The following is a 23,159-nucleotide window of genomic DNA, read 5'->3' on the forward strand; positions in this document are numbered from 1 at the left end:
AAAATTGGTACCAACATAAAAGCCCCTGACTTGAGTGACAGGGGTTTTTAAGCTGGCAAACAAAAGTTATGCTACCCGACACGATATAGTTTTAAGACTTACAAACTCAGTGAATTTTACAACGGTAGAATCAGATTTCCAACTTTTTAAGCAACGTTCAGAACAACGAGATTTCGTTTCACTGGGTAAGTCCTGATTTGTTACTCGACGGTGCGATCGCCTACCTACTGCAACAAACTACAGACAAGATTGGTTTTGCGTCAATGCTGAGGAAGTTTAGAACCTGGGCAAGCAATAGGTGCAACTTCCAAGTTGTGGGGTGTAACAGCCGGTGCAGAAGCGGTCAGGATTACCTCACCATGCGCACCAATTACCCACCCTTGGGCTTCCACAAGCTTCTTCGTTCCTGACTCTTCAGGTTGGACTACCTCAGCTGAACGATTCGCTGCTTGCTGCCTTAGTGGGCGCAAATCGTGCCAAACAGCATCACCTTTGAATGGCTCAGTAGGACTAGGGGGCAAACCACCGCTTCCAGTGACAATGAATTGACTCAATTTACCAGTTGTCGCTCCTCCACTTCCCGGACAGCTTTGCGCAATTTGCCCGGAAGCATCAACTACATTTGTAGGTAATTCCGCCAAACCCCGACTAGGGTCAACGCCGGGTGTGTTGATGTCTACCACACCATCTATACCGAACTCAGAACTAGCGGTGATATCACTGAGCGGAGTTAGTTGTTCGCCCAACTGAAGACCGAAGATTCCCTGCGTCGTGATTCTAATATTACCGCCCCGCCCCTTGAAAGCATTAGCGGTAATGTCACTATTTTCTTTGGGGACAGCAACAATCAAGTTGGCATTTATCGTCATGTTGCCACCATCTCCTCCCGCTCGTGCAGTACCAGCTGTCGTGGATATCGTACTGCCACGACGTAACAACAATAAGTCCTGTACGTTAAGTCTAATATCCCCACCATTACCGGAAGCGGTAGAAGCAGAAATTTGTGCACCATCCTCAAGTGTTACTCGGTCTGCATTCACCAACAAATTACCTGCCTTTTGTGAACCTTGAGAGTTAACAAATAGACCGCTGGCTACCCTTCCATCAGGAGATGTGCCAACTAGCTCAACCTTACTGGAGTTGACTGTGATGGTGCCTCCCACACCCTGACCCGTCGTTGCTGCCCCAATCCGCGAGCCATCTCGAATACTCAGTTGAGGGGTAGTAATCGTTAAATTGCCCCCATTTCCCGCACCGAGAGTATCCGCGGAAATTACAGCCCCCTTCTCAACATTTAGTCTGCCTGTAGTCACCGTCAAGTCACCTGCATCCCCAGAGCCAAGGGTCGCAGTTGCCAAACCCCCTTTACCTTGCAAGTTTACTGACTGGGTGGCGTTGACTGTTAAGATACCACTATTATCACTGCTGTCTTGGAGTGCAGATGTAGAGGCTCCGGCTCCATCTCGAATCGTTAACCGCCCAGTCTCAATTGTTAAATCTCCAGCTTTTCCACTGCCGCTAGTGGATGTCAACACACCCGTGGGTAGTTGTGCTAGGGTAAGCGCTGTACTTAAGCTGGGGTCGATGGTAAATGAGCCGGGTTGGTTACCAATCAGTTCCACTGACTCAGCGTTTTTAATTGTTAAATTGCCTCCATTCCCAGTACTATCAGGTAAAGCCGCCGTTGAAATTCCAGTCGTAACAGTTGACCCAGGCTGATTGTTTTGAACAATTAATTGGCGGGTATTAATAGTTATGTTTCCAGCATTGCCCGTTCCAGAAGTATTGGTACCTAAACTACCCCCATTGAGCAGTGAAAGCGAATCGGAAGTTACTTCTACATTTCCTCCCTGCTCACCACCAAAGCCATCAGTAACGCTTAAGACTTTGGCATTTGTTAGGAAAATTGACGGAGCATTGAGGATGATATCACCTCCTACCCCTGAACCTAAGGTGACGCTGTTAATGTCATGATTATCCAAAGAAAGGGTGGTACCGCTCGACAGGGAGATTTTACCTCCAGTTGAGCCATTAGCGGAGATTTCACCTGCTCTCAGGTCACCCGTTGCTTGGAGTGAAATGTTTCCAGCGCCTAAAGCAGAGCTAGAGCTGATTCTGCCAACTGTGGTATTGATCGCACCACCACTAATTAAGGTAATATCGCCCCCATTGGAAGTAATCGAACGGGTCTGAATATCGCTCCTAGCCGACATAATCACCGTTAAAGGAGCGCGTACTGCTTGAGAGATATTACCTACAGTAATGCTACCTGCCCCAGTTGAAGTAGATGTAGGATTAGGTGTAAGTAAGAAAGCACGAGCTTGACCTGCAATCGTACCCTGACCTACAATTTGCCCACTATCATTGATGGCTCGTGCATCGTTTAATGTCCAACCTGAGTCTGTGGAAATTAGCCTGTTGAGGTCAGTCATCGTGCCGCTATTGAAGATGAAGGCGTGACGGTTATTATTAACATCTGAATAGCCAACTACCTGACCAGAATTGTTGATACCTGAGGCAAAACTACTATCTCCCAAAGTGCCGAGGTTTTGCATCGTGCCGCCGCTGTAGAGAAATGCGCGATAGTTATCACCGCCAATATTCGAGTAGCCAATCACCTGACCAAGATTATTGATACCTAAGGCTACACTTTCCTCACCCAGCGTACCAAGGTTTTGCAGTGTGCCACCGCTGTAGAGAAATGCGCGAGGGTTAAAGCTGCCGCCACCAATATCCGAATAACCTACTATCTGACCAGAATCATTGATACCAAAAGCAAAGCTGCTGCCTCCCAAAGTGCCGAGGTTTTGTATCGTACCGCCGCTGTAGAGAAAGGCACGATAGTTATTACCGCCAGTATTCGAGTAGCCAACCACCTGACCGGAGTTATTAATACTAAAGGCAGTAGTGGAATTCCCCCCCAGCGTACCCAGGTTTTGCATTGTGCCATTACTGTAGAGAAATGCGCTATCCCTACCTTGAAGATTAGTCGAACGACCCACGACCTGAGCGGAGTTATTAATGCCAAAGCCAAGCGTGGTATTGTCTTCAGGGAGACTACCCAAGTCAGTTATCGTGCCACCACTGTAGAGGAAAGCACGACTAGTGCCATTGTTATTAACCGAATCACCAACCACCTGACCGGAATTATTGATGCCTCTGGCGATGCTGAAATTATCTTCAGGGAGGGTGCCTAAGTCAGTGATGGAGTAGATAATTACACCAAAATTGGGCGGATTTTCTAGCTTGGTCAAACCAGCGCGCAAAATTAAGGCAGAACCACTCGTCAAAATTGGGATATCGGGGTCAGAACCAACTAGTGTTGTATCTGGCCCCGTAATTGTGATGCTCTCAGCTGTTATATTGCCAAAAGTTTCTACCTTCAGAGATGTACCGACGTAGTTCCCCAAATTCACATCAGAGTAGGAACTAATAATTGGGTCATACTCGGAAACAAATTGACCAGAACCACCAGACAGGTTGAGAACTTGAAACCGACCCACACTAGCAAAGTGAGCATCCCCAGAGATATTGCCATCACTGATAAGTGTGAGATTACCACCACTTTGAAAGGGTGTGCCTGGATGATTCAGTGCCAAAATATCGATGCCTTTGTTGCCCTGAATATAGAGGTTGCCCCCAGCTTTGGCAACAAAAGGATTGGTCAGACTATCCCGTATTCTCACTGTGTCTAGTGCTAGGAGATTTAAGTCTCCAGTTGTGTACAATTGACTTTCGACTAAATTCAGATTCCCACTAGCAGCTAATGTAGCGGTACCAGCTTTTAAATCTCGGACTTGTACATCCCCGGAAACGCCTAGAACAGTAACTGCACCTGTGGGGGCTATTAGTTGCCCGGTACTGGTAACTCTACCACCGACTAAAGCTAAATTTCTTCCCGGTTTGACTGCCAAATTTCCAGTATTAGTAATGGTTGCTGGCGGATTGGTTCCATATTGCAAACCAAGGGGAACATTGACAGTCAATAGGGGTGGAGTTTGGGGATTGGTGGCGCTAAAAGCAAAGCCATTGTTAAATACTAAAGAATCCGCTGTACTCGCCACAAACGAACCATTAATATCTAACGTGGCATTTTGCCCAAACACAATGCCATTGGGGTTAATCAGAAACAGGTTGGCGTTACCCAATACTCCTAGTGTCCCCCAAATATGGGAACGGTTATTTCCTGTCACCCGACTGAGGATATTTTCAATTCCAGAAGGATTAGCAAAATAAACTTGTTGTCCGTCACCAATATTGAATTGTGAGAAACTGTGAAATAGGTTTATTCCCCGCGCTGCGCCGCCATCAATCCGGTCAGCAGTCCGACCGCCAACATTTACATTAGGGGTAACGATGGAATTTTCTGCGCCTAAAGTACTATCGGGTACAATTTGTGCTAAAACGGACTTTCCTGAGAAGATGATTGCAAAGGAAAGCTCTGTTAATGCTCCTGCGATCGCAAAACATCCGGCTAACCTTAAACGCCCGTGCCCAACTTTTTTACTGTGAAGCATCTGCGGTTTTTAACATTGAATTAAGTTATTGTGCGAACAGTTGCCTACTGCAATCAGCCTTAGCCAGAATTGACTTTGCATCAATGCAGAGGAAGTTTAGAGTCTGGGCAAACAATAGGTGTTACCTGGAGGTTGTGGGGTGTAACGGTAGGTGCGGAAGCGGTGAGGATTACTTCGCCATTTGCCCCAAGCACCCACCCCTGAGTCTCTACCAGCTTCTTCGTTCCTGACTCTTCAGGTTGCACTCTTTGCACTGAGCGATTCGTCGCTTCCTGTTTCATCGGACGCAAATCGTGCCAAACTGCACTACCGTTGAATGGCTCACTGGGACTGGAAGGCAAACCGCCGCTTCCCGTCACAATGAATTTACTCAATTTACCTGTTGTCGCTCCCCCGCTTCCGGGACAACTTTGGGCAAGTTGCGTGGAAGGATCGACGACATTGGTCGGTAATTCTGCCACACCTCGACTGGGGTCAACATCGGGTGTATTGATTTCTACCACACCATCTATACCGAACTCAGAACTAGCGGTGATATCACTGAGTGGAGTTAGCTGTTCGCCCAACTGAAGACCAAATATTCCCTGTGTTGTGATGCTGATATTACCGCCCCGCCCTTCAAAGGCATTAGCGGTGATGTCACTATTTTCTTTAGGGACAGCAACAATCAAATCGGCATCTATCGTGATGTTACCGCCATTTCCTCCTGCCCTTGCAGTACCGGCTGTAGTAGATATTGTGCTGCCGCGACGTAACAATAATAAGTCCTGTACTTGTAATATAATATCCCCACCATTACCGGACTCGGTCACAGCCGTCAGTTTTCCTTGATTGTCAAGCAAAATGGATCGAGCCGAAACGTTTAGCGTACCAGCATTTCCCTGCGTTCCCTGTTTGTTTACAGTGATTTGAGAATTATCCAGTTTAATGGCATCGGCAACGTCAATCTCAACATTCCCGGCATTGCCTTGTCCGCGAGATAGAGCAGTAAGGATAGACCCTTCTGCTAAAGATAGAACTGGCGACTGGATATGGATATTACCTCCCTGACCCACTGCATCTGCGTTGACAGCCGTAGAAATCGAGCTATTAGAAAGGTAAACCGAGTCAACTCCACTTACAAAGATATTCCCCGCATCTCCTTGTCCGGAGGTGCTGGCACTGAGTTGAGCAGCATTAGTGAGGGAGAGCGATCGCGATCGAATTTCAATTTTCTCACCATTGCCTACTGCTCCTGATTCTACTGTGCTGCGAATTTGGCTTCCATTAGCCACAGAAACTGCATTCTCAGCTTGCACCAATATCCTGCCTGCATCTCCTCGTCCTCGCGTGCTAGCAAATAGTTGTGCCCTATTGCTCAGAGAAAACGACCCAGTTGTGATATCAATGTTGCCACCCTTACCCACCCCTCTAGCTTCTAGGCTGCTGAGAATAGCACTAGGTACTCCATTGTTTCCCTCTCCGTCAAGAGACACGGTATCGCCAGCAGTAATTCTTACATTACCTGCATCTCCCCGTCCAAAAGAACTGACAGCTAGTTGAGCACCATTGGTCATAGACAGTAATCTTGTGGCAATTTCAATCGTGCCACCATTACCCACACCTGAAGAACTCACTTGGCTGACTGCTGCACTAGAGAATTTATTAGTCCCTACCCCATCAAAAGAGACGATATCTCGAGCTGTAACCTTCATATCGCCGCCATTTCCCTGTCCAAATGTGCTGGAAAACAGGCGACCCCCATTGGTGACAGACAGCGACCCAGTCATGATATTGATAACGCCACCATTGCCCACTGCTCTAGGTGCCACACTGTTGGTAATAGCAGTGGAGAGTCTATGGCTCCCTACACCATCAATGGAGACAGTATTGGCGGCAGTAATATTCACATTGCCTACATTCCCCTGTCCAAAGGTGGCAAGACCGATTTGAGCGCCATTAGTCAGAGATAGAGAGTCGGTAGTGATGTTGAGGTTGCCTCCATTACCCGTTCCCCCCACTTGAACAGATATAGCAGTGGAAAAGCCATCACGTCCTACCCCATCCAGAGAAATCCTCTCGCGGGCAAGTATATTCACATTACCGCCATCCCCCTGTCCCTCAGTGTTGGCTTTTAGTAAAGCACCATTGGTCATCACAAGCGACTCGGAGGTGATATTGATATCACCTCCCTTACCCCTGCCTCTTCGCAACACGCTGTTGTCGATGCTGCCGCTACCTTCGACTGTTATTTCTCCTGTTGCATTAACATTAATATCTCCCGCCTTGGTGTCAGGCGAACCTAATCCGCGTCCTATCCCGCCTAGCAGACTACTTCCTCCCAATAGAGCCAAATTTCGGGAATTGACCGCAATACTACCGCCCCCTCCGGCGGTGACATCAACAAAAGCTCCATTCGTGAGCGATACATCTGTTCGCAGCAGGGTATCGGGAACACTCAAACGTAAGTCATTGTTATTAACACTCAACCCGACAATGCCACTACCTCCGACTGCCGTCAACTCCACTCGACCCCCAAGCGATTCCACATCTGCACCATCTAAACTAACTAAGCCACCCACAAGCGCTAAGGTTTCGCCATTGGGTACTCGGAGTCTTGACCTTTGCACCTGAATACTTCCAGCATTGCCCCCGTATTGCAAGCCAATCGGCACATTGATAGTTAGCAGAGGTGGGGTTTGAGGAGTGGTAGCACTGAATGCAAAGCCATTGTCAAATACCAAACTGTTCGCCGTACTCGCCACAAACGAACCTGCAATATCTAAACGAGCATTGGGGCCAAATACAATACCGTTAGGATTAATCAGAAACAGGTTGGCATTGCCTAATACTCCTAGCGTCCCCAGAATATTAGAAACGTTATTTCCTGTTACCCGACTGAGGATATTCTCAATTCCAGAAGGATTGAAAAAGTAAACTCGCTGTCCATCTCCGATGTTGAATTGTGAGAAACTATGAAACAGGTTGGTTCCTCGCGCTGCGCCCCCATCAATCCGGTCAGCCGTCTGACCCCCAACATTAACACTAGGAGTAACGATAGAATTTTGTGCGCCTAAAGTTGTATCAGATACAATTTGTGCTATAGCGGACTTTTCGGTGAAGGCGATCGCTAAGGAAACCTCTGTTAATGCTCCTGCGATCGCAAAACATCTGGCTAAACTTAAACACCTGTGCCAAACTTTTTTCCTGTAAACCATCTCAAGTTTTTAACCTTGGATTAAGTTATTGTGCATTAAATTGGCAGATGTATTCTTCCCTCTCGCCCATTATCACCCTGCCAGTTAGAGCTGATTCATCAAGGCTATTACGAGTGAAATGTCTTACTCTCGTGTCAATCCCCCTTAGCCCTGCCTTAAAAAGAGGGGAACTCATATTCGAGCTGTTGTAAATGCTTGAGAAAACGGTGTAACACTCGTTGAGTCAATGCTAGTCGATTGACAGCATAAACGGAGACTAGCGCAGAGGCAACTTAAGATTTGTAAAGCCCCTCAACAGTAAGTAGCCTGTTGAGGGGATTAGCACTTAGTCAAGCAACAACTCGTGTTTGGTTGTTTACTTAGACATAAGTGAAGGCAGAACTGGTCAGACTCAAGTTAGACACGTCTTGAACGACAGCGATGAGATCGTAAGAGCCGTTATTGTTGTAGTAGAGGGCGGTGTCGGCGGCATCGGTACCCCAGCCGTAGCTTCCAACACTGAAGGCGTAGTCACTGGCGCTACCATGCAACTGGATTTTGTCCCCCTCAGCCAAGTTAAAGTCATAGACGCTAGCTCTCTCGCCTAAGTTAGAACCAAGATAGAAGGCAGTGGATGAGTCTCCAAGGACAAAGGTGTCTGCCCCCGCACCACCTGTTAGTCCATCCATTTCACCAACACTAGCACCGTAGCCGTTGAGGAAGTCATTGCCTGCTCCACCATTGAGGAAGTCATTGCCACCTCCACCATAAAACTCGTCATTGCCATTTCCACCCGATAGGTAGTCATTGCCAACACCACCACGCAGTACATCGGCATATTGCGTGCCTGTAAGGTTAAACTGCTCAACATTGCTGTAACTGAGTAGAGTACTACCATCTAGGCGGCTGAGGACGGCATTAGCTCCGTTGAATCCCACATCGACGCCAGCACCATTGTTCAACTGACTGTAGTCTGCAACTAGAGTGTCGGTGCCCACACCACCATCGACAGTACCCTTCGTATCAATGAGAAGATCGTCACCAGCACCTCCACTGAGGAAGTCATTGCCACCTCCACCACGCAGTACATCGGCATATTGCGTGCCTGTAAGGTTAAACTGCTCAACATTGCTGTAACTGAGTAGAGTACTACCATCTAGGCGGCTGAGGATGGCATTAGCTCCGTTGTATCCCACATCGACACCAGCACCATTGTTCAACTGGCTGTAGTCTGCAACGAGAGTGTCGGTGCCAGCACCACCATCGACAGTACCATTGGTATCAATGAGGCGATCGTCGCCTGTACCGCCAATCAGGGTATCGTTCCCGACTCCACCATATAGGGTGTCATTTCCTTCTCCACCATCAAGCAAATCATTGCCGGATTGACCATAGAGAACATCGTTCCCAGTACCTCCATTGAGGGTGTCATTCCCATCCTTCAAATAGTACGACTTATAATATTCTGCGTAGGGTGAGTTTTGGTCGTAACCCCCATATAGGATGTCATCTCCCTCCCCACCATTGAGAAAATCATTGCCCGATTCACCATAGATAAGATCGTTCCCCGCACCGCCACTGATGATGTCATTCCCATCATTTCCATAGTCCAACTCATATTTTGCGTAAAATGGATTTTGGTTGGTACCCCCAAATATAGTGTCGTTTCCATCCCCACCTTGAATGACATCATCGCCATAGTAGCCAAAAACTTGGTCGTCGCCTCCGTTAGCCTTAATATTATCGTTGGCAAACGAGCCTGAGAGGTTCTCTATCCCAGAGACATTGTTATTTCCTATGATTGGAGTCTTAGCAAATGTACCGATTGTTGAGCCTTGAATCAAGTCTTGTACTAATCCTTGAAATTGTTGATCGGTGATGCCGACATCAGTATAGTTATTGGCAATAAAGGCAATATTTTGGAATTGTTCAGTTGCCGTATTGCGGCGAACAGACAACATGACTCCACCTTGTACCCCAGAAACCAAATCGACCTGATAAAAATAATTTGGATCGGGTAATCGTGGCAACATAATGTTATCAAGACCAATCTGAAAATCATTAATCTTGATAGTATCTCTCGCCCCTTGTGAAAAAACTGTACCCCAATTAGAAGTACCAAATTGTTTAATGGATTGGTTTGCTCTTTCTTCCTGGCTGTGGATCTGATTTTGCAAGTCTTCCTGGTCTAAATAAGCACCAACACCCGTTTGAGCAACTGAAGTCAAAAAGGCTGCTCCTGCACCAACGACAGGTATTGCACCAACAACCGCACCTAAGGCATTAAAGCCCACATCCATGCCCAATCGTTTCCAATCAGGCCCTTGATTTTCAGGCAATGTAATCGCATTGACAAAATTACCTAGTTTGGCAACATTAAAGTCAAAACCAAGATTGATATCACCTTTGATATCTAAAACGAATGTATCTGCACCCTGACCTCCATAAAGTTGCTTGGTTGCACCTTGAGTATCAGCGACTGCATACAGATAGTCATCTCCGGCTCCCCCACTCAAGGTATCAGAACCCATGACATCAAATAATTGATCGTTGCCCGCACCTCCTTCTAGGAAGTCATTGCCACTACCGCCATCGAGGATGTCATTGCCATTGCCACCATCAATGATGTCATTATTACCAAGACCATAGAAGGTGTCATTACCATTTTGACCAACCAGGAAATCTTGGTAATCAGTTGCTGTGAAATTGAACGCTTCAATCCCATCGTGAGTGAGAATAACGCTGCCATTATCGCGACGTCTGACGGTGTTTTCTCCGTTCCATCCTAAATGAACCCCGTATGGAACATTGCTGGTGTAATAGTTTGCTGTTAATGTATCAGTGCCAGAACCCCCTGAAAAAACACCTTTTTGTCCAAATAGAGCATCATTTCCTGCTCCACCACTCAGGGTAACATCTAGCATCCCGCCATCAAGAATGTCATCGTATTGAGTCCCTGTGACATTTAACGCGTCAATCGAGTCGAATTGAAGAAGGTTACTGCCAACAGAATCAAGCCGATCAATTCTCATGAAAGTCGGACTAGGATTTGCACTTAAGTGAATTCCAACACCATCATTCGATTGGCTATAGTTGGATATTAAGGTATCAGTACCCGAACCTCCTATAACTTGCGCCGCCTCTGTAGCGATAAAAACATCGTTACCTTGTTCACCGTAGAGATAATCGCCGGTTCCTCCATAAATGGTATCGTTTCCCTCTCGTCCCCAGATGGAATCAGCTTCTGATCCGCCAGCAAGGGTGTCGTTTCCAGAGGTGCCGAAGTAATTAGCCATGTAAGTTTTTCCTTGGTTAATCAACTTGTTCACTGACTTACACGGTGGGGTTTTGCAGGTTATGCACCGCTTGGGGAAAATATGACAAAAAAAGTTTTGGAGGGACACACAGCTAGCTGTATGTCCCTCCCCATCAGTGATGCGACCAAGTTGTAAAGTTGTATTAATCCGCTTGCATTTTCCTCCGTCTTACTATCGTGTCGGTTTGGTATATGCCTGATTGGTTGTGACTTGCTCAGCAGTGCAGCATGGGACAATCGGGTCTGAAGCGGAATTTCCCAAGTTAACTTGCTGTAGTAGATTAGCCCAAGCCGCTGCAATCGCAGAATCTTTCTGTTTACTCCCGCTAAGCTGCTCACCTAAAGTCGTTAGAGCGTCATGCCAGATACCCTTATGGGCAAAAAGGGCAGCTCGTTCCAACGGCGTTTTAGCCGCTTTGAGCTGACTCTCTAGCGCTGAATCTAAGGCAACCCGTTGCACTGAACCTCGGACAGAAACCGCAGCAGAGGGACTTTCTGGGTCGCAATAAATTGAAAACGTCCAGTTATAGCGTTTGCCAACTTCTAAGGAAGGTGCCGTAGAGGGTACAGAGAACTTGACGATACCAGCCGACGCTTCTGGCACGGTCAACTTCTGCGTATAAACTACATTATCTCCTGTATCCTGCAAGACAAACTCGACAGGAACTTGAGCCGTGAGTCGTTGGGGAATGTCAAACCAAAATGTAGGATGAGCCGAAACTGTTAACCCCCAAACAAAGTTCTTTGTGGTTCCTTTAGTAACGGGTACTAGCGGCGTAAGCGATTGGTAATTTTGGCATGGCCCCCGACCTGACCCTCCACGAGAACGACCACCGGGAGCACCTTGGTCTGGAGGAGGCGGTGCATCATAGATTAACGGTACACCATTGAGCTTATTGGTATTGACTTCAGGAGGTTGGGAGTCTCCCCGTTGGGAATAACTGGTCAAGGATGCGATCGCGATCGCACAGGCAAGTATCATGCGGTCAAGGCGTAACGTCATCTTAGTCATCGGTAATACCATTTCACTAACTACTTGCTACACGGCACAAACCTGCAATTCTTGAATTTACAAGTCTGTGATGTGTAAAGTTAATGTAAATTTGCATCCGAGATGGAACGATGAAAACCATATATTAATTGTCAGAAAACATTCCAACTAGAGAAAAAATACCTGGCTCTTAGAAAGATACTGTTGGCGAATCAGGGGTAACACTCCTCATGCCAAATAGCGAGTTATCAAGGCGGATTTGGTATCACTTAAACGAGAAAGCAACGATCGCATACGGAGATATATAGCGTTTCTCGGACTCATGATGTACATCCTAATTGTGCTATTTCATGTCACACAAAGAAGAGAGAAAAATTGACTGTACATCACAAGCATGAGAATTGCTATAGTTTTTTAGCGATGGCAAACGCTGGCAATAAATGTAATGCGCTAATTTTACGCTCTCGATCGCCAGGTTCAACTTCGTCAACTGCAACCCAAACTTGCCAAGCTAAATTGCGGATAGTGTTAACTGTGCTACCCCAAAGTTTTCTTCCTTACCAAAATCGCTCATAAGCTGTATTCGTCCGAAAAACTAGCAATAAAGCTAAAACAATACTGGGAATTACACTACCTAACTCCACCACTCTCGATTCCCGACTTTCAAGACAGGCGTCATGGCGGAATCGCCGCAACCGAAAATGAAAATAGCCTTTCTTCCCCGACTCCCTACTCCCAATGATCAGGCTTTAGAGGTAAGGTAGGCAACCGTAGCACCTGTAATAACTAAAGCCAACATGGATGGCACGATGGGTACCCAACCCCCTTGAGTGCAAATAATGAAGCAGAGTCCCGATAATGTCCCCAAGGCAGCAGTTCCTGTTAAACCCAGATGAGTTGGTCGGTAAAACACAAGGGTAAGAATGCTACCTGCCACAGACCAGCCCCAAATCCACAACACTTCACCCCACCCAGGCCAGACCCACAATAAGGGTCGCTGGTCTAGAACGGCACTGAGAATTTGACTCACCATCTGCGCTTGAATGAATACACCTGGGATTTTTTCTGAAGGGCCAGTGCCATAGGGAGTAGACCAGAGATCGCCGCTACTAGGCGTTGTCACACCAATGAGAATTACTCGGTCTTTGATAGCATTGGGGTCGATGCGATCGCTCAATACTTGGGTCAGCGTTACTTGTGGGGCAATCTTTTTTAGGGAACGGTTGGAGCGGTAATTGAGCAGTACTTGGTTTCCCCCTGCATCCAGATTTTGATAACCGCCAGTCCGCTTTTTCAAGCGCCTAAATATCGTGTGAGCGAGCTTTAAGTTCCCTTCCGGTGTAAACTCAGCTGGAATTCCCCGTGCTTCCAGGTAACGAAAGGCTAGCTGAGTGCTGAACGCGTAGTTTGCCCGACAAGGGGAAGCTGGATCTGGAGTCATAAATAAGAGGTGGCGTCGCAGTACGCCGTCGTCGTCCTCCACAAAATCATTAAAACCCAGCCTGGATTCGGGAATTTCAGGTGGTGGCGGAACACCAGCCGGATCGTCCTCCGCATCTCGGCTTTTGCATAGGGCAATCAGAGGTGAAGTAGAGTGTCGCAGACGAGCTGCCAAATCTGGATAATTGGAGCTAACGGGAAAATCTCGGTAGATATCCAAGCCTATGGCTCGTGGTTGATAGGACTCCAATTTTTGTAGGAGTTGAAGGAGTGTCTTATCCGACAGCGAGCCGCGCCGCTCTTCTTGTCCTTGGGCTTGAATATCGGCTTCACTGACTGTAATCACCAGAATACGGCGGTCGGGGGCTTCTTCGGGTCGGAGGCGGAGGAATTGGTCGAACGCCCATAACTCTAAGGGCTGCAATATCCCCAGCGATCGCACTCCCACGACTAAACTAGTGATGACTATACTGCTGAGAATCAGACTCCGCAGTTGATGCCAGTTCGGTTTGAGGAAGGGACGCCGAAGTTTTGAGGGAATGCTTTGGGGCTGTTGCACCAAGCTTTGTTCTTCAACTTGGCTTGGTAATGGTACACCTTGGACTTGATTATTGTCCCTGTCGCTAACGCTAATGCCTGCCACTTCACCACACCATTCTTCCCAGGTGGGAGGGACTTCAGCAGGATTGGTGCATATTACAGGCAACCAAGTGGCACAGGGAAACTGCTGCTCCAAAGCTTGTAATTTTTCCCGTGCCTCTCGTACCGCCGTATAGAGAGACTGTCCCCCGGAAAAGACTGTGAGGAAATGCTTCAAAAACTCTTGAGCCACCAAGTCCGGCACAGATTCTCGCATGACAATGACTTGGGGAATATGTAAATCCGCTAAGTCCCAAGCTAATCCCAAACCATCGCAGGAGTTAAAAATGGCTAGCTTTAATCCGTGTGCGATCGCTTTTTTCAAGCCATATTTCAACTGCTCGATTGTAAGGCTATCTGTTGAATTTAATTTAATTTGACCTTTTTGCTCACTAGTACTGTGTCCGGCAAAGAAAAGAATGTCCCAACCTGGCTCCCAGAGTTGTAAATTTAATTCCTGCGGGGTGGGTTCAACTAAAAGTTTCAGTTCAGCGTTGGGTAATTGCTTGAGTAACGACTGGTCTTTATCCAGATCGATGCCTTTGCGATCGCCCAAAATAGCTAAGATTTTGACTTGACCTTTAGTACTTTTAGGAGCCGCTTTAATCGAGCGTGTAAACTCTGGCGGAGAAAGTGCAATTTCAGCGTTGGGATAATCCTCCAGGAAATGCCAAAGACACCAGGGAAACTGCAACAGTTTCTTATCTTCGGCAGTAACAATCAAACGAATTTCATCCGTTGGAATTAATCGCGTGCGTAGCTGTCGGTCAATATTGCGAAATTGCTCGGCGTTAAGCCAATTGTTGATGTGGATTTTTAAGTCCTGGCAAACTTCGGTGAACTCGTCTTTAGAAACATTCGTTACATCATCTTCATCAACTTCAATTTGAAAATGAATATCCCGGTAACGACGCCACCCTAAGTGTTCATACAGGACTTGGTACAGACGTTGCCAGCGTTGGTAAAGGTCGTCTAATTCGGGTGCAGCTGGTAAACTTCCCATGAATTGCATGGGAATTGGGCTATGAGATTCCCATAGCTGTGCGATGACTGTACCAAAACCCTGATACCAGTCACCTTTCCCCAAGTTTAAGACAACTAATTGACTCATATTTAAGTCAAATTTATTGTATTTAAAATTAAATTATTTTTTGGATTGATAATTTTTTATTGAAGGAAAGTAATGGGATTTAAGAAGGGAAGAGAGGGAAGCTGTGAGCATCGAAAGAGCTGTTTTTAACGCAGAGAGGCGCAGAGGAAAGCGCGGAGGGGCGCGGAGGGTTTGGAGGAAGCAGAGATGAGTGGAAGGAGGAATAGAATTTAAGCCTTTGAATTGATTCGTGGGATAATTTCTTTTTCCTCCTTCGACTGGCTCACTTTATGCTAGGGTTTAGCTCACAAACTCTTCTGTTATGCTAACTTCATTTAGTGAGACTTGAACGGTGAATGGCATTCCGGGTGGGCATTTAAAGCGTTTGAGTTGAATGTGGTTATCGCGATCGCGTGCTTCTACAGACTGGACGGTTTCTCCTGTTGGCGAGAGCAGCGCTAGTCTGATATTAGCTGGTAGATGAGCGTCAGCCTCCGTAGGACGTAACTGTATGCGAATTCCCATTCTGCCATCAGATTCGGTTTCCAGTATCAACAGCAGGACTAAAGCTGGACTTGGTACTTGGGTTTCCAAGTGAATTAACTTTGCTCGCCGGACAACGGTTTCACTTTGTTCGGCACTACGTCTGAGGCTGAGGGCAAAATCTGGCTGTGAGGCAAATAGAGCTTCGAGTGACTGCCAGGTATCTTCAAAGATATTCTGGAACCACTGGCTCAAGTTCACCCTGACTTGATTCGATGCACTCTCTACCGACTGCCCTCTCTGTTGTTGGTACAGGCGATGTAGCCAATCTTCGCGTTCGAGTAAGGCACCCCAAAGCTCAAACGGCAACTCTAGTCGGGGGTTGAGAATGGCTGGATTTGCCAAACGTTCTAGCAAGTTTTCTGCTTGGGTATCCGGTATAGCAGGCAAGGGTGCGATCGCAACTTGGGTGGGTTCGTCGGGACACAGTTGGCAGACTACCCAAAGAACACTCACATCTTCGATCATCTCAGTAGCATCTAGCCAGTAGGTGCGATCACTTGGATCGTAACTGCCGGATGCCTTTAGTTGCTCGTGGGTAGTATAACCCCAAATTCGCATCCCTTCTCCTTCCGGATCGACTTGCACTGCTAGGTAGTAATCGCCTGCCCACCCAGGAATATCCACCCATTCCTGCGGTACACCAAATTCTCTCGCCTCCAACGTCTTGTCTGGAATCAAAACAAAGCGCTTTGTATCCACTGTTATTGCTGTTCCGTTCACCACCTCCCAAAAACTCGGAAGTGCGGTGTCGTCAGTCCAGAGTGTTGCCTCCGGTTCGTACTCTTCCTGAAGCCAAGGAAGAAACGTACTCAGGCACATCTGATTTAGGTAAGCATTCCAGCGCCCGCAAGGGGTAACAAACGACTGGCTTTGCTGCCAAGACTGTTCTTGAACGTCTGGCGAGACATCTAACCATAATTGGGTTGGGGGAACACACGAAAATGTCATTGAGACGCCTCCTCTGAGGAGTGGTGGTTCAGATTGCGGTAATAATCCTGCAACCACTCCTCTAAAACTGTACTGATATGTTTCACCACGTTGGACGTGGTGGAAATATGCAACGTTTCTTTACTCCAACGAGTTAGCGCCAGCAGCAATGATTCTCTTGCTTTAGTGAGGCGGCGAGACACGGTATATTGCTTCATTTCTAGCTGCTGCGCGATTTGTTGTTGAGTTAATCCTTGGCAATAGTAAAGCTGCATCAGCGTTTTGGCTTCGGTATCAAGTTGTTCTAGGGCTGATGTTAGAACGGTGTTGAGCTGAGTTTGCTGGGTTTGTCGAGTCTCGGTTTCTTCCTGAGCGATCGCATCTGCTAATAAAGATTCAGTAGCGGTGTCTGGCAAATCATCAAGCAACTCACCGACTTCCTGTCCTGGTTTGGGGGAGTTGAGAGAGGTAACCTTAGGATACAGATGGGAACGTGCCTGATTTGCACAATAAAGTAGCCATTTTTCTAAGGTTTCAGGTGTGCATTCTTCTCCAGGTGGGTTGAGTTGGGTTTGACGTTGGGTATTGTAGAGATTAGCGATCGCATCCCAAGTTGCTCGGTTGGGTCGCTGGATTTTGCGAATTCCACCTGAGTTGTTTAAAACGTAACCCGCCTCAAAACAAGTCCAGGCTAACAGGTAACGGGCAATAGTTTGCTCTGTTAGTCCAGCACGTTGTAACGATTCGTGTAAGCGCTTGCGACTTAATTTGAGCAGCAATCCCCATTCGTTGCAAAGGTCGATCTGCTGTTGTTGGCGCAGAGCATCCCGGACAATATTGCCAAACGCGACGCGGCTATAGGTTTTCAGTGTCGCATGTTGGTTGGGGTCGCAGGAATTCAGGATTTTAGAAACTTGTGCGATCGCAATCTGAAAATAGTCTGACAATTTGTACGGCGGACTGGCAGAACGGGGAATGACCCGTTGTACACTCCAGTAACAGGTTTCTTGCAAGTAAGCAGACAAATGTGCCTCAATCAAAGGTGCTGGCTGAGCTTTCCAGCGCTTGTGCCAGTAAAGTGCCCAAAAATTTTCTGACGATTGCGCCTCTGGTAGCTGTTCCAAACCATTCTGCATACTACGGCGCAGCTTGGGAGCTATTACCCACCCGCTAAAGCAATCTGCCTCAAATTGCAGGAAGGTCGAAAAAATGTCAATAATGCTTTGGCGAGAACGCATGAATACAAATGACCTGAATTCGATGTAACGAAATCAAAAAGCGAAGCGTTTAACTTAGAATCCGGGCTATATTCCGGGATGAATTATAAGTGAAGATATTGTTTTGTTTGAAGCCCAAAAAAAGATAAAAAACCTGCCGTATCAGGGCAGAAAGATTGATACTGAAAAAAGTAATAGCTATTATTTTGTATACAATTAGATTAATTGCGTGAATGCCATGACGCGGGTTCGTCAAATCCGGCTTGAAAAGTCCAGCAAGTTCATTTTTTGCCTCCAGTTATGGTTCACTTATACTACTCAAAGTAGTATAAGTGAGTTGAGTATCAAGATGAATTCTCGGCTGTGTTTTGACCCTTGTCAGCGCTATTTTTTAGGAATGGGTGGATATTCTAGCTCTGCTTCCCAGAAATAAACGCGATCGCAATATGTGTATTGATTGGAACAAATAGTTTCTATTGCAACGTTACTGGTAGAAGAGACATCCAGCGTCACAACCTCTCCTTGTCCTGGAGCAACGGTTCTAGCTTCAGCCCTTTGCCCATTCAAGTAAATGTTGACATTAACTGGAGGACTACCTCTGTCGTTGTCGCGCATTCCAAACGATAACCTCAGCCGTTGAAAGATTACTCCTGCCTCATTGGGTTGAAGTTTACAGGTCATTGAGGCAGCGCGATTCCCTGGCCCCATAAATAACCTTGATGTGTAAACTGCTCTACCGACTGATACATCTTCAGTTCGACGATCCCAGTTGCCGATTCCTGTATTAACACAGGGTCGCCTGAAGAGAAAGATAGAGAGTGGTTCCTCCTGGGCAATTTGCTTGCTTTGGGGGGCAAGAGCAAAAAACACTGCTGTACTGGCAATGATTGCGCTAATCAACTTGGTCTTTTTCTGCATCGAGAGACAGTTTGCCGCCAATGGGTATCAAATTACATCATCCCACACGCTATACATAAGAGTAAGACTTAGTCAACTTTAGTCTTTTCTGAGGCAATTAAGATAGCCTTTTGATAAGCTTTGACTTGCAAATCAATGCCAGTAATCGCCGTACCCACAACAACAGCATCGGCTCCTCGTTTGAGGGCTTCTTGAGCCATTTGGGGTGAAGCGATACCGCCTTCACAAATGACGGGAACATCCAACTGCTCTACGATCTGACTGAGAAGGTCAAATCCGGGGGGAGAGAGGTGTTGAGTTGGATCGGTGTAGCCGTAGAGAGTGGTACCCACAATATCCGCACCTGCTTTTTGGGATGCGATCGCATTCTCAATCGTATCCACATCTGCCATCACCAACTTGCCGAGTTCATCGTGAATTCGAGCAATTAGAGTCTCAACCGTTTCCCCTTCAGGGCGTTGGCGTAATGTCGCGTCAATCGCAATGATATCTGCACCCGCTTCGGCGATCGCTTCTGCATGGTGAAACTGAGGAGTAATATAAACGTCAAACCCTGGTAACTGCTGTTTCCACAACCCAATAATTGGAGTTGTTGGACATTGCCTGCGTACTGCTTCGACATGAGCGGGTGTATCAATCCGAACTGCGACAGCACCCTGGTTCACAGACGCTTGTGCCATAGCAGCAATCACTAAGGGGTCGTGTAAAGGTGAGTCAATAGGGGCTTGACAAGAAACAATTAAACCTTTAAAAAAACCCTGAATTGGACTTTTAAAATTCGCTACCATACTAGAGGTTGGAAGGGATTAGGGACAGTGCCAAGCAATTTTAACCCTAGGGCGCATTTTCCAACCCTTCGCTCCCCCAGTCCTCCTCATTAAAGTTTCGGTTAAGAAGTGGGGAAAATTCTGCTAAAGTCCTCTTTTTAAGAGAGAGTTAGGGGGAGCTGAATTGGATGGGGAGGCAATAAACACAGCCTAGTGAGTTCGCACGTCAGGAAGCATCACAGGTCAAGTTACTGCAAATTTTTTGCATATCCTCTCTTCCCTTGAGAGATATAGAAATAGAGGCTGGAAAACGCCATCCATTAAGCCCGGAAGAATATGGTAATGTCTGACGATAAGACGCCAAGCGTCTACACACAACTGACTTCCAGAATTGACAAAGTAAAAATCTATGCAGCGGGTGCAACGGTTACCCGTGTCGCCGACTTACAGCTAGGCGCAGGCGAAATCCCAGAGCATGTTGAAATGGCGGGATTACCTCTAGCACTGGATGATAGCAGTGTTCGGGTGCGTGTTGAAGCTGAATTGGGCGGGAGTACGGCAATTGCAACCGATGTTCGGATTGGTTTAGCTGTTCCCTCACGCCATGCCGTACAAAATTCACCCTCCGATGAGGAGGTGCGGGAAGCGAAGGCTGAGGTAAGAAGGATTTCGGATGCGATCGCTTTAATTGACAATGAAATCGCCATCCTCTATCAGCTAGAAGTACCAGAACGACCGGATGGGGAAGAAGGGAAAGCTCCTCCGCCTTCGCCCCTGAGTGCTAGACTCGCCTTGACTAACTTTAAGGATGAACAAGTTCGTGCCCGAATTACAGAAAAGCGGGAAACTAAGGAAAAGTTACGTCAAGCGCAGGACAATCTCAACGATTTACTGCAAAAACAAGCTCGTGCTTCCAGTGCTAGAGAAGTTAGACCGAATGAGCTTCGTAAGACAGTCATTGTCCGGTTGAGTTATGAGGGTGAACCAAGCACAGTTGAGGGGCAAAGGTTAGTTGTAGAGTATTTTGTTCCAGGTGCACGTTGGACACCAACTTATATCTGCCGTTTGGATAGTGTGGCAAATCAGGCAACCATAGCAGTACGAGCATTAATTTGTCAGCGCACGGGTGAGGATTGGTCAGGGGTACGATTGGAACTCTCTACTGCTGAGCCATTGGCTTGGTGTGAGTTGCCCCAATTGCCGTCACTACGGTTGGGGCGCGCTCAACCCGTGCTTAGAAAATCTGGCTGGCGTCTTCCTCCAAGCGGTGCTGAGATTCTGTTTGAGAATTTCGATAGGCAAAAGCAAGCCGTGCTTTCTGCTGTGCACCAGCCATCTATCATCAGCGACATCTTTTCCCCAAAAGTGCCACCGTTAGACAATTTAGCTGTTAGCACCCCAATGTACAGGGCTGGAAGATTTGAGCTACATAAAGAGGAGATTGAGCTGCGCAAGCAGTCTCTAAATGATGAACTGGGAACACCCATATCTGAACGCTTTACAGAAAAAGCAATTAAGGCGATCGCGCTAGCCCAAGAAGAATCCCGTCGTCTGGGACACAACTTCATCGGCACAGAGCAAATCCTCCTAGGCTTAATTGCAGAAGATACAGGTCTTGCAGCTGAAGTACTTAAATCAATGGGCATCAAACTCAAAGATGCCCGGATTGAGGTTGAGAAAATTATTGGTCGTGGTTCCGGCTTGGTACCAGTAGAAAATCCTTCTCTCACCCCCAGAGCTCAGCGCCTCCTAGAGCAATCTCTAGAAGAAGCCCGCAAACTAGGTCACAACTACATCGGCACCGAACACCTGCTTCTGAGCTTGAGTCAGGTAGAAGAGGGCAATAGCCCTAGAATTCTGGAAAATCTGGGGGTTGACCTCACCCAAGTCCGGACACAACAGATTAGGAGGATAGGAGAAACAGCAGGAGTCACAGCTGATAGGAGTCAGGAGCGCACAAAAGCATTCTCACGCAACAAGAGCGAGATGAGACGTGAGAAACCAATGGCTAAAGCTTCTGCACCATTGGATGCCTTTGATATTACCCTCATTTCTCCAGGCATGATAGACGAACTAGACGATGAAATTGGAGGGTTGATGGAGCAGATGCCTCCTTCGGCACCACCCGCACCCAGAAGGAGGATGGAGGAAGACTTTATAAGCGATCGCCTCGCCTATAGCTTAATGCGCATGGGAGCCGCCGATGACCTAACCAAACGCGGTAAATTGTCGATTGAACAACGGCAGGAAGTCTATTTAGAAATCCTCCAGCGCCGGAATGTTGTTGTTGGCTTTGATGTCATCGAAGTTGTGCAACAGGCTACGTCAGATTCACAAAATTGCGTCTATGTCAATCTCCCTGCGGGCGGAATTCAGGTACGAACTGTTGCAGGTTCTTTTGACTATGCCTACAACGCTGACGGACGAGTGGATGTCCCTTCAGACGGTGAATTTCATTCCGTTGCCCTGACGAGCAACTCGACAGACGTAGATTTGCGCTATGTTGTAGTGCCCCGCGAGGATATCAATGTGTTTCGCATTGCTCAACTCAAGAACCCGCTACAAGCTCCCTTACTAGCCGGCCCTGCTGATGTGTATGTGGATGGGGAGTATATTTTATCGACTAATATTACTACAGTGCCACCCAAGGGACAGATGGAGTTAGGTCTAGGGGTTGAGCAAGCCATCAAAGTTGCCCGGAACACGAGTTATCAGGAAGTTCGTTCCGGTGAAACCCTTGTTGCCTTTAACGAACTGCGCCACAACATTCAAATTGATATTGCCAACCGTCTACCCAGAGAGGCTCGAATTGAGGTACGGGAACGAATTCCCATCCCTGACGCCGATGCCAAAGTTGATGTGCAAATGGATCGCGTTTCGCCAGAGTGGGAGAAGTATGAACAAAAGGAGCGCGGCGCACCGATTCGCGGGGGTTATCGCTGGCAGGTGCAAGTGCCAGGAGGAGAGCAAACGATGCTATCAGTACAGTACACCGTTAAGACATTTGTAGATAGCGAGCTAATCGGTGGAAATCGGCGGGAATAAGGGATTCACGCGCCATTGGTTGAAGGATGTGTTAGAGAAAATCAGCATCTACGGTAGGGACATTCGCTATGCAGTCGGAAAATCTACGAGAAATTATGGGCTACTACATTGAGGATGCTCAAAACCACCTCGCTGTTATTGAGCAGGGTTTACTCAATCTGCAATGTACCATTGAAGACCCAGAAAGTGTTAGCGAACTTTTCAGTGCGGCTCGTTGCGGAATTGTTGGCGGAGCCAACCTACTACCCGTTAGCAACTTTCATATCAGCAGCATTCATAAAAGTAGCTTTTGCTTAGTCGATTGTTTCAAAATACTTCAACAGCAGGGTTCACTCAAAGTTGATCAAAAGCTAGAAGATTTATTAATGCAAGTGTTTTATACTCTCAAAGCGCTAATTGAGCAATTGAGAGAACCCTCTAGTTTGACTGATGATAAGGCTAAGCAAGTCATGTCGGAGATAGAGGCAATTCGAGAGGCTCTCATGGCTCACCTTAATAGGTTAGTCACGCGATCGCATAATGGTCACTACTCAGAAATTGCGATCGCCAAGCGCAGCGACGAAAGCGTTG

The 23,159-nt window shown here is 47.1% G+C and carries 11 protein-coding genes and 1 pseudogene; 2 read left to right on the top strand and 10 right to left on the bottom strand.

What is annotated here, in order from left to right; genetic code table 11:
* Positions 1 to 260 precede the first annotated feature (260 nt).
* The 10 genes and pseudogenes from V6C93_RS18710 to V6C93_RS18750 form a co-directional block, all read right to left on the bottom strand.
* On the bottom strand, positions 261 to 4,517 hold the full coding sequence (locus tag V6C93_RS18710) for a filamentous hemagglutinin N-terminal domain-containing protein (RefSeq protein WP_333478181.1): 4,257 nt from the start codon (positions 4,515 to 4,517) through the stop codon (positions 261 to 263).
* Positions 4,518 to 4,597: 80 nt separating this feature from the next.
* Entirely contained in the window at positions 4,598 to 7,714 is a 3,117-nt protein-coding gene (locus V6C93_RS18715; protein ID WP_333478182.1) for an S-layer family protein, read from the bottom strand.
* A gap of 359 nt (positions 7,715 to 8,073) precedes the next feature.
* On the bottom strand, positions 8,074 to 10,989 hold the full coding sequence (locus V6C93_RS18720) for a calcium-binding protein (RefSeq protein WP_333478183.1): 2,916 nt from the start codon (positions 10,987 to 10,989) through the stop codon (positions 8,074 to 8,076).
* Positions 10,990 to 11,181: 192 nt separating this feature from the next.
* Positions 11,182 to 12,021: a DUF928 domain-containing protein gene (locus V6C93_RS18725; RefSeq protein WP_333478184.1), complete on the bottom strand. Its 840-nt coding sequence runs from the start codon at positions 12,019 to 12,021 to the stop codon at positions 11,182 to 11,184.
* 386 nt (positions 12,022 to 12,407) lie between these two features.
* Positions 12,408 to 12,638, bottom strand: a pseudogene (locus V6C93_RS38345) (bestrophin family ion channel); the annotation flags it as partial.
* Positions 12,639 to 12,742: 104 nt separating this feature from the next.
* Positions 12,743 to 15,190 carry a CHASE2 domain-containing protein gene (locus tag V6C93_RS18730; protein ID WP_333478185.1) on the bottom strand — a complete coding sequence of 816 codons (2,448 nt, stop codon included), beginning with the start codon at positions 15,188 to 15,190 and terminating at the stop codon, positions 12,743 to 12,745.
* A 279-nt stretch (positions 15,191 to 15,469) separates the two neighbouring features.
* On the bottom strand, positions 15,470 to 16,663 hold the full coding sequence (locus V6C93_RS18735) for a DUF1822 family protein (RefSeq protein WP_333478186.1): 1,194 nt from the start codon (positions 16,661 to 16,663) through the stop codon (positions 15,470 to 15,472).
* Positions 16,660 to 17,880 carry a sigma-70 family RNA polymerase sigma factor gene (locus V6C93_RS18740; RefSeq protein WP_333478187.1) on the bottom strand — a complete coding sequence of 407 codons (1,221 nt, stop codon included), beginning with the start codon at positions 17,878 to 17,880 and terminating at the stop codon, positions 16,660 to 16,662. Before V6C93_RS18740 ends, V6C93_RS18735 begins: the two co-directional genes overlap by 4 nt.
* Before the next feature lie 363 nt (positions 17,881 to 18,243).
* Entirely contained in the window at positions 18,244 to 18,777 is a 534-nt protein-coding gene (locus V6C93_RS18745; RefSeq protein WP_333478188.1) for a hypothetical protein, read from the bottom strand.
* Between the two features lie 68 nt (positions 18,778 to 18,845).
* On the bottom strand, positions 18,846 to 19,565 hold the full coding sequence (locus V6C93_RS18750) for an N-acetylmannosamine-6-phosphate 2-epimerase (RefSeq protein ID WP_333478189.1): 720 nt from the start codon (positions 19,563 to 19,565) through the stop codon (positions 18,846 to 18,848).
* A gap of 315 nt (positions 19,566 to 19,880) precedes the next feature.
* Here V6C93_RS18750 and V6C93_RS18755 point away from each other — a divergent pair, with 315 nt between their 5' ends.
* Both V6C93_RS18755 and V6C93_RS18760 read left to right on the top strand, forming a co-directional pair.
* Positions 19,881 to 22,589 (top strand): DUF4139 domain-containing protein, encoded by a 2,709-nt coding sequence (locus V6C93_RS18755; protein WP_333478190.1) that lies wholly within the window; start codon positions 19,881 to 19,883, stop codon positions 22,587 to 22,589.
* A gap of 68 nt (positions 22,590 to 22,657) precedes the next feature.
* A partial coding sequence (locus V6C93_RS18760) for a hypothetical protein (protein WP_349262762.1) occupies positions 22,658 to 23,159 on the top strand: 502 nt, incomplete at its 3' end.

This window comes from Allocoleopsis sp. (genome assembly GCF_036703385.1).
In the GTDB taxonomy this organism is placed as follows: Bacteria; Cyanobacteriota; Cyanobacteriia; order Cyanobacteriales; family Coleofasciculaceae; genus Allocoleopsis.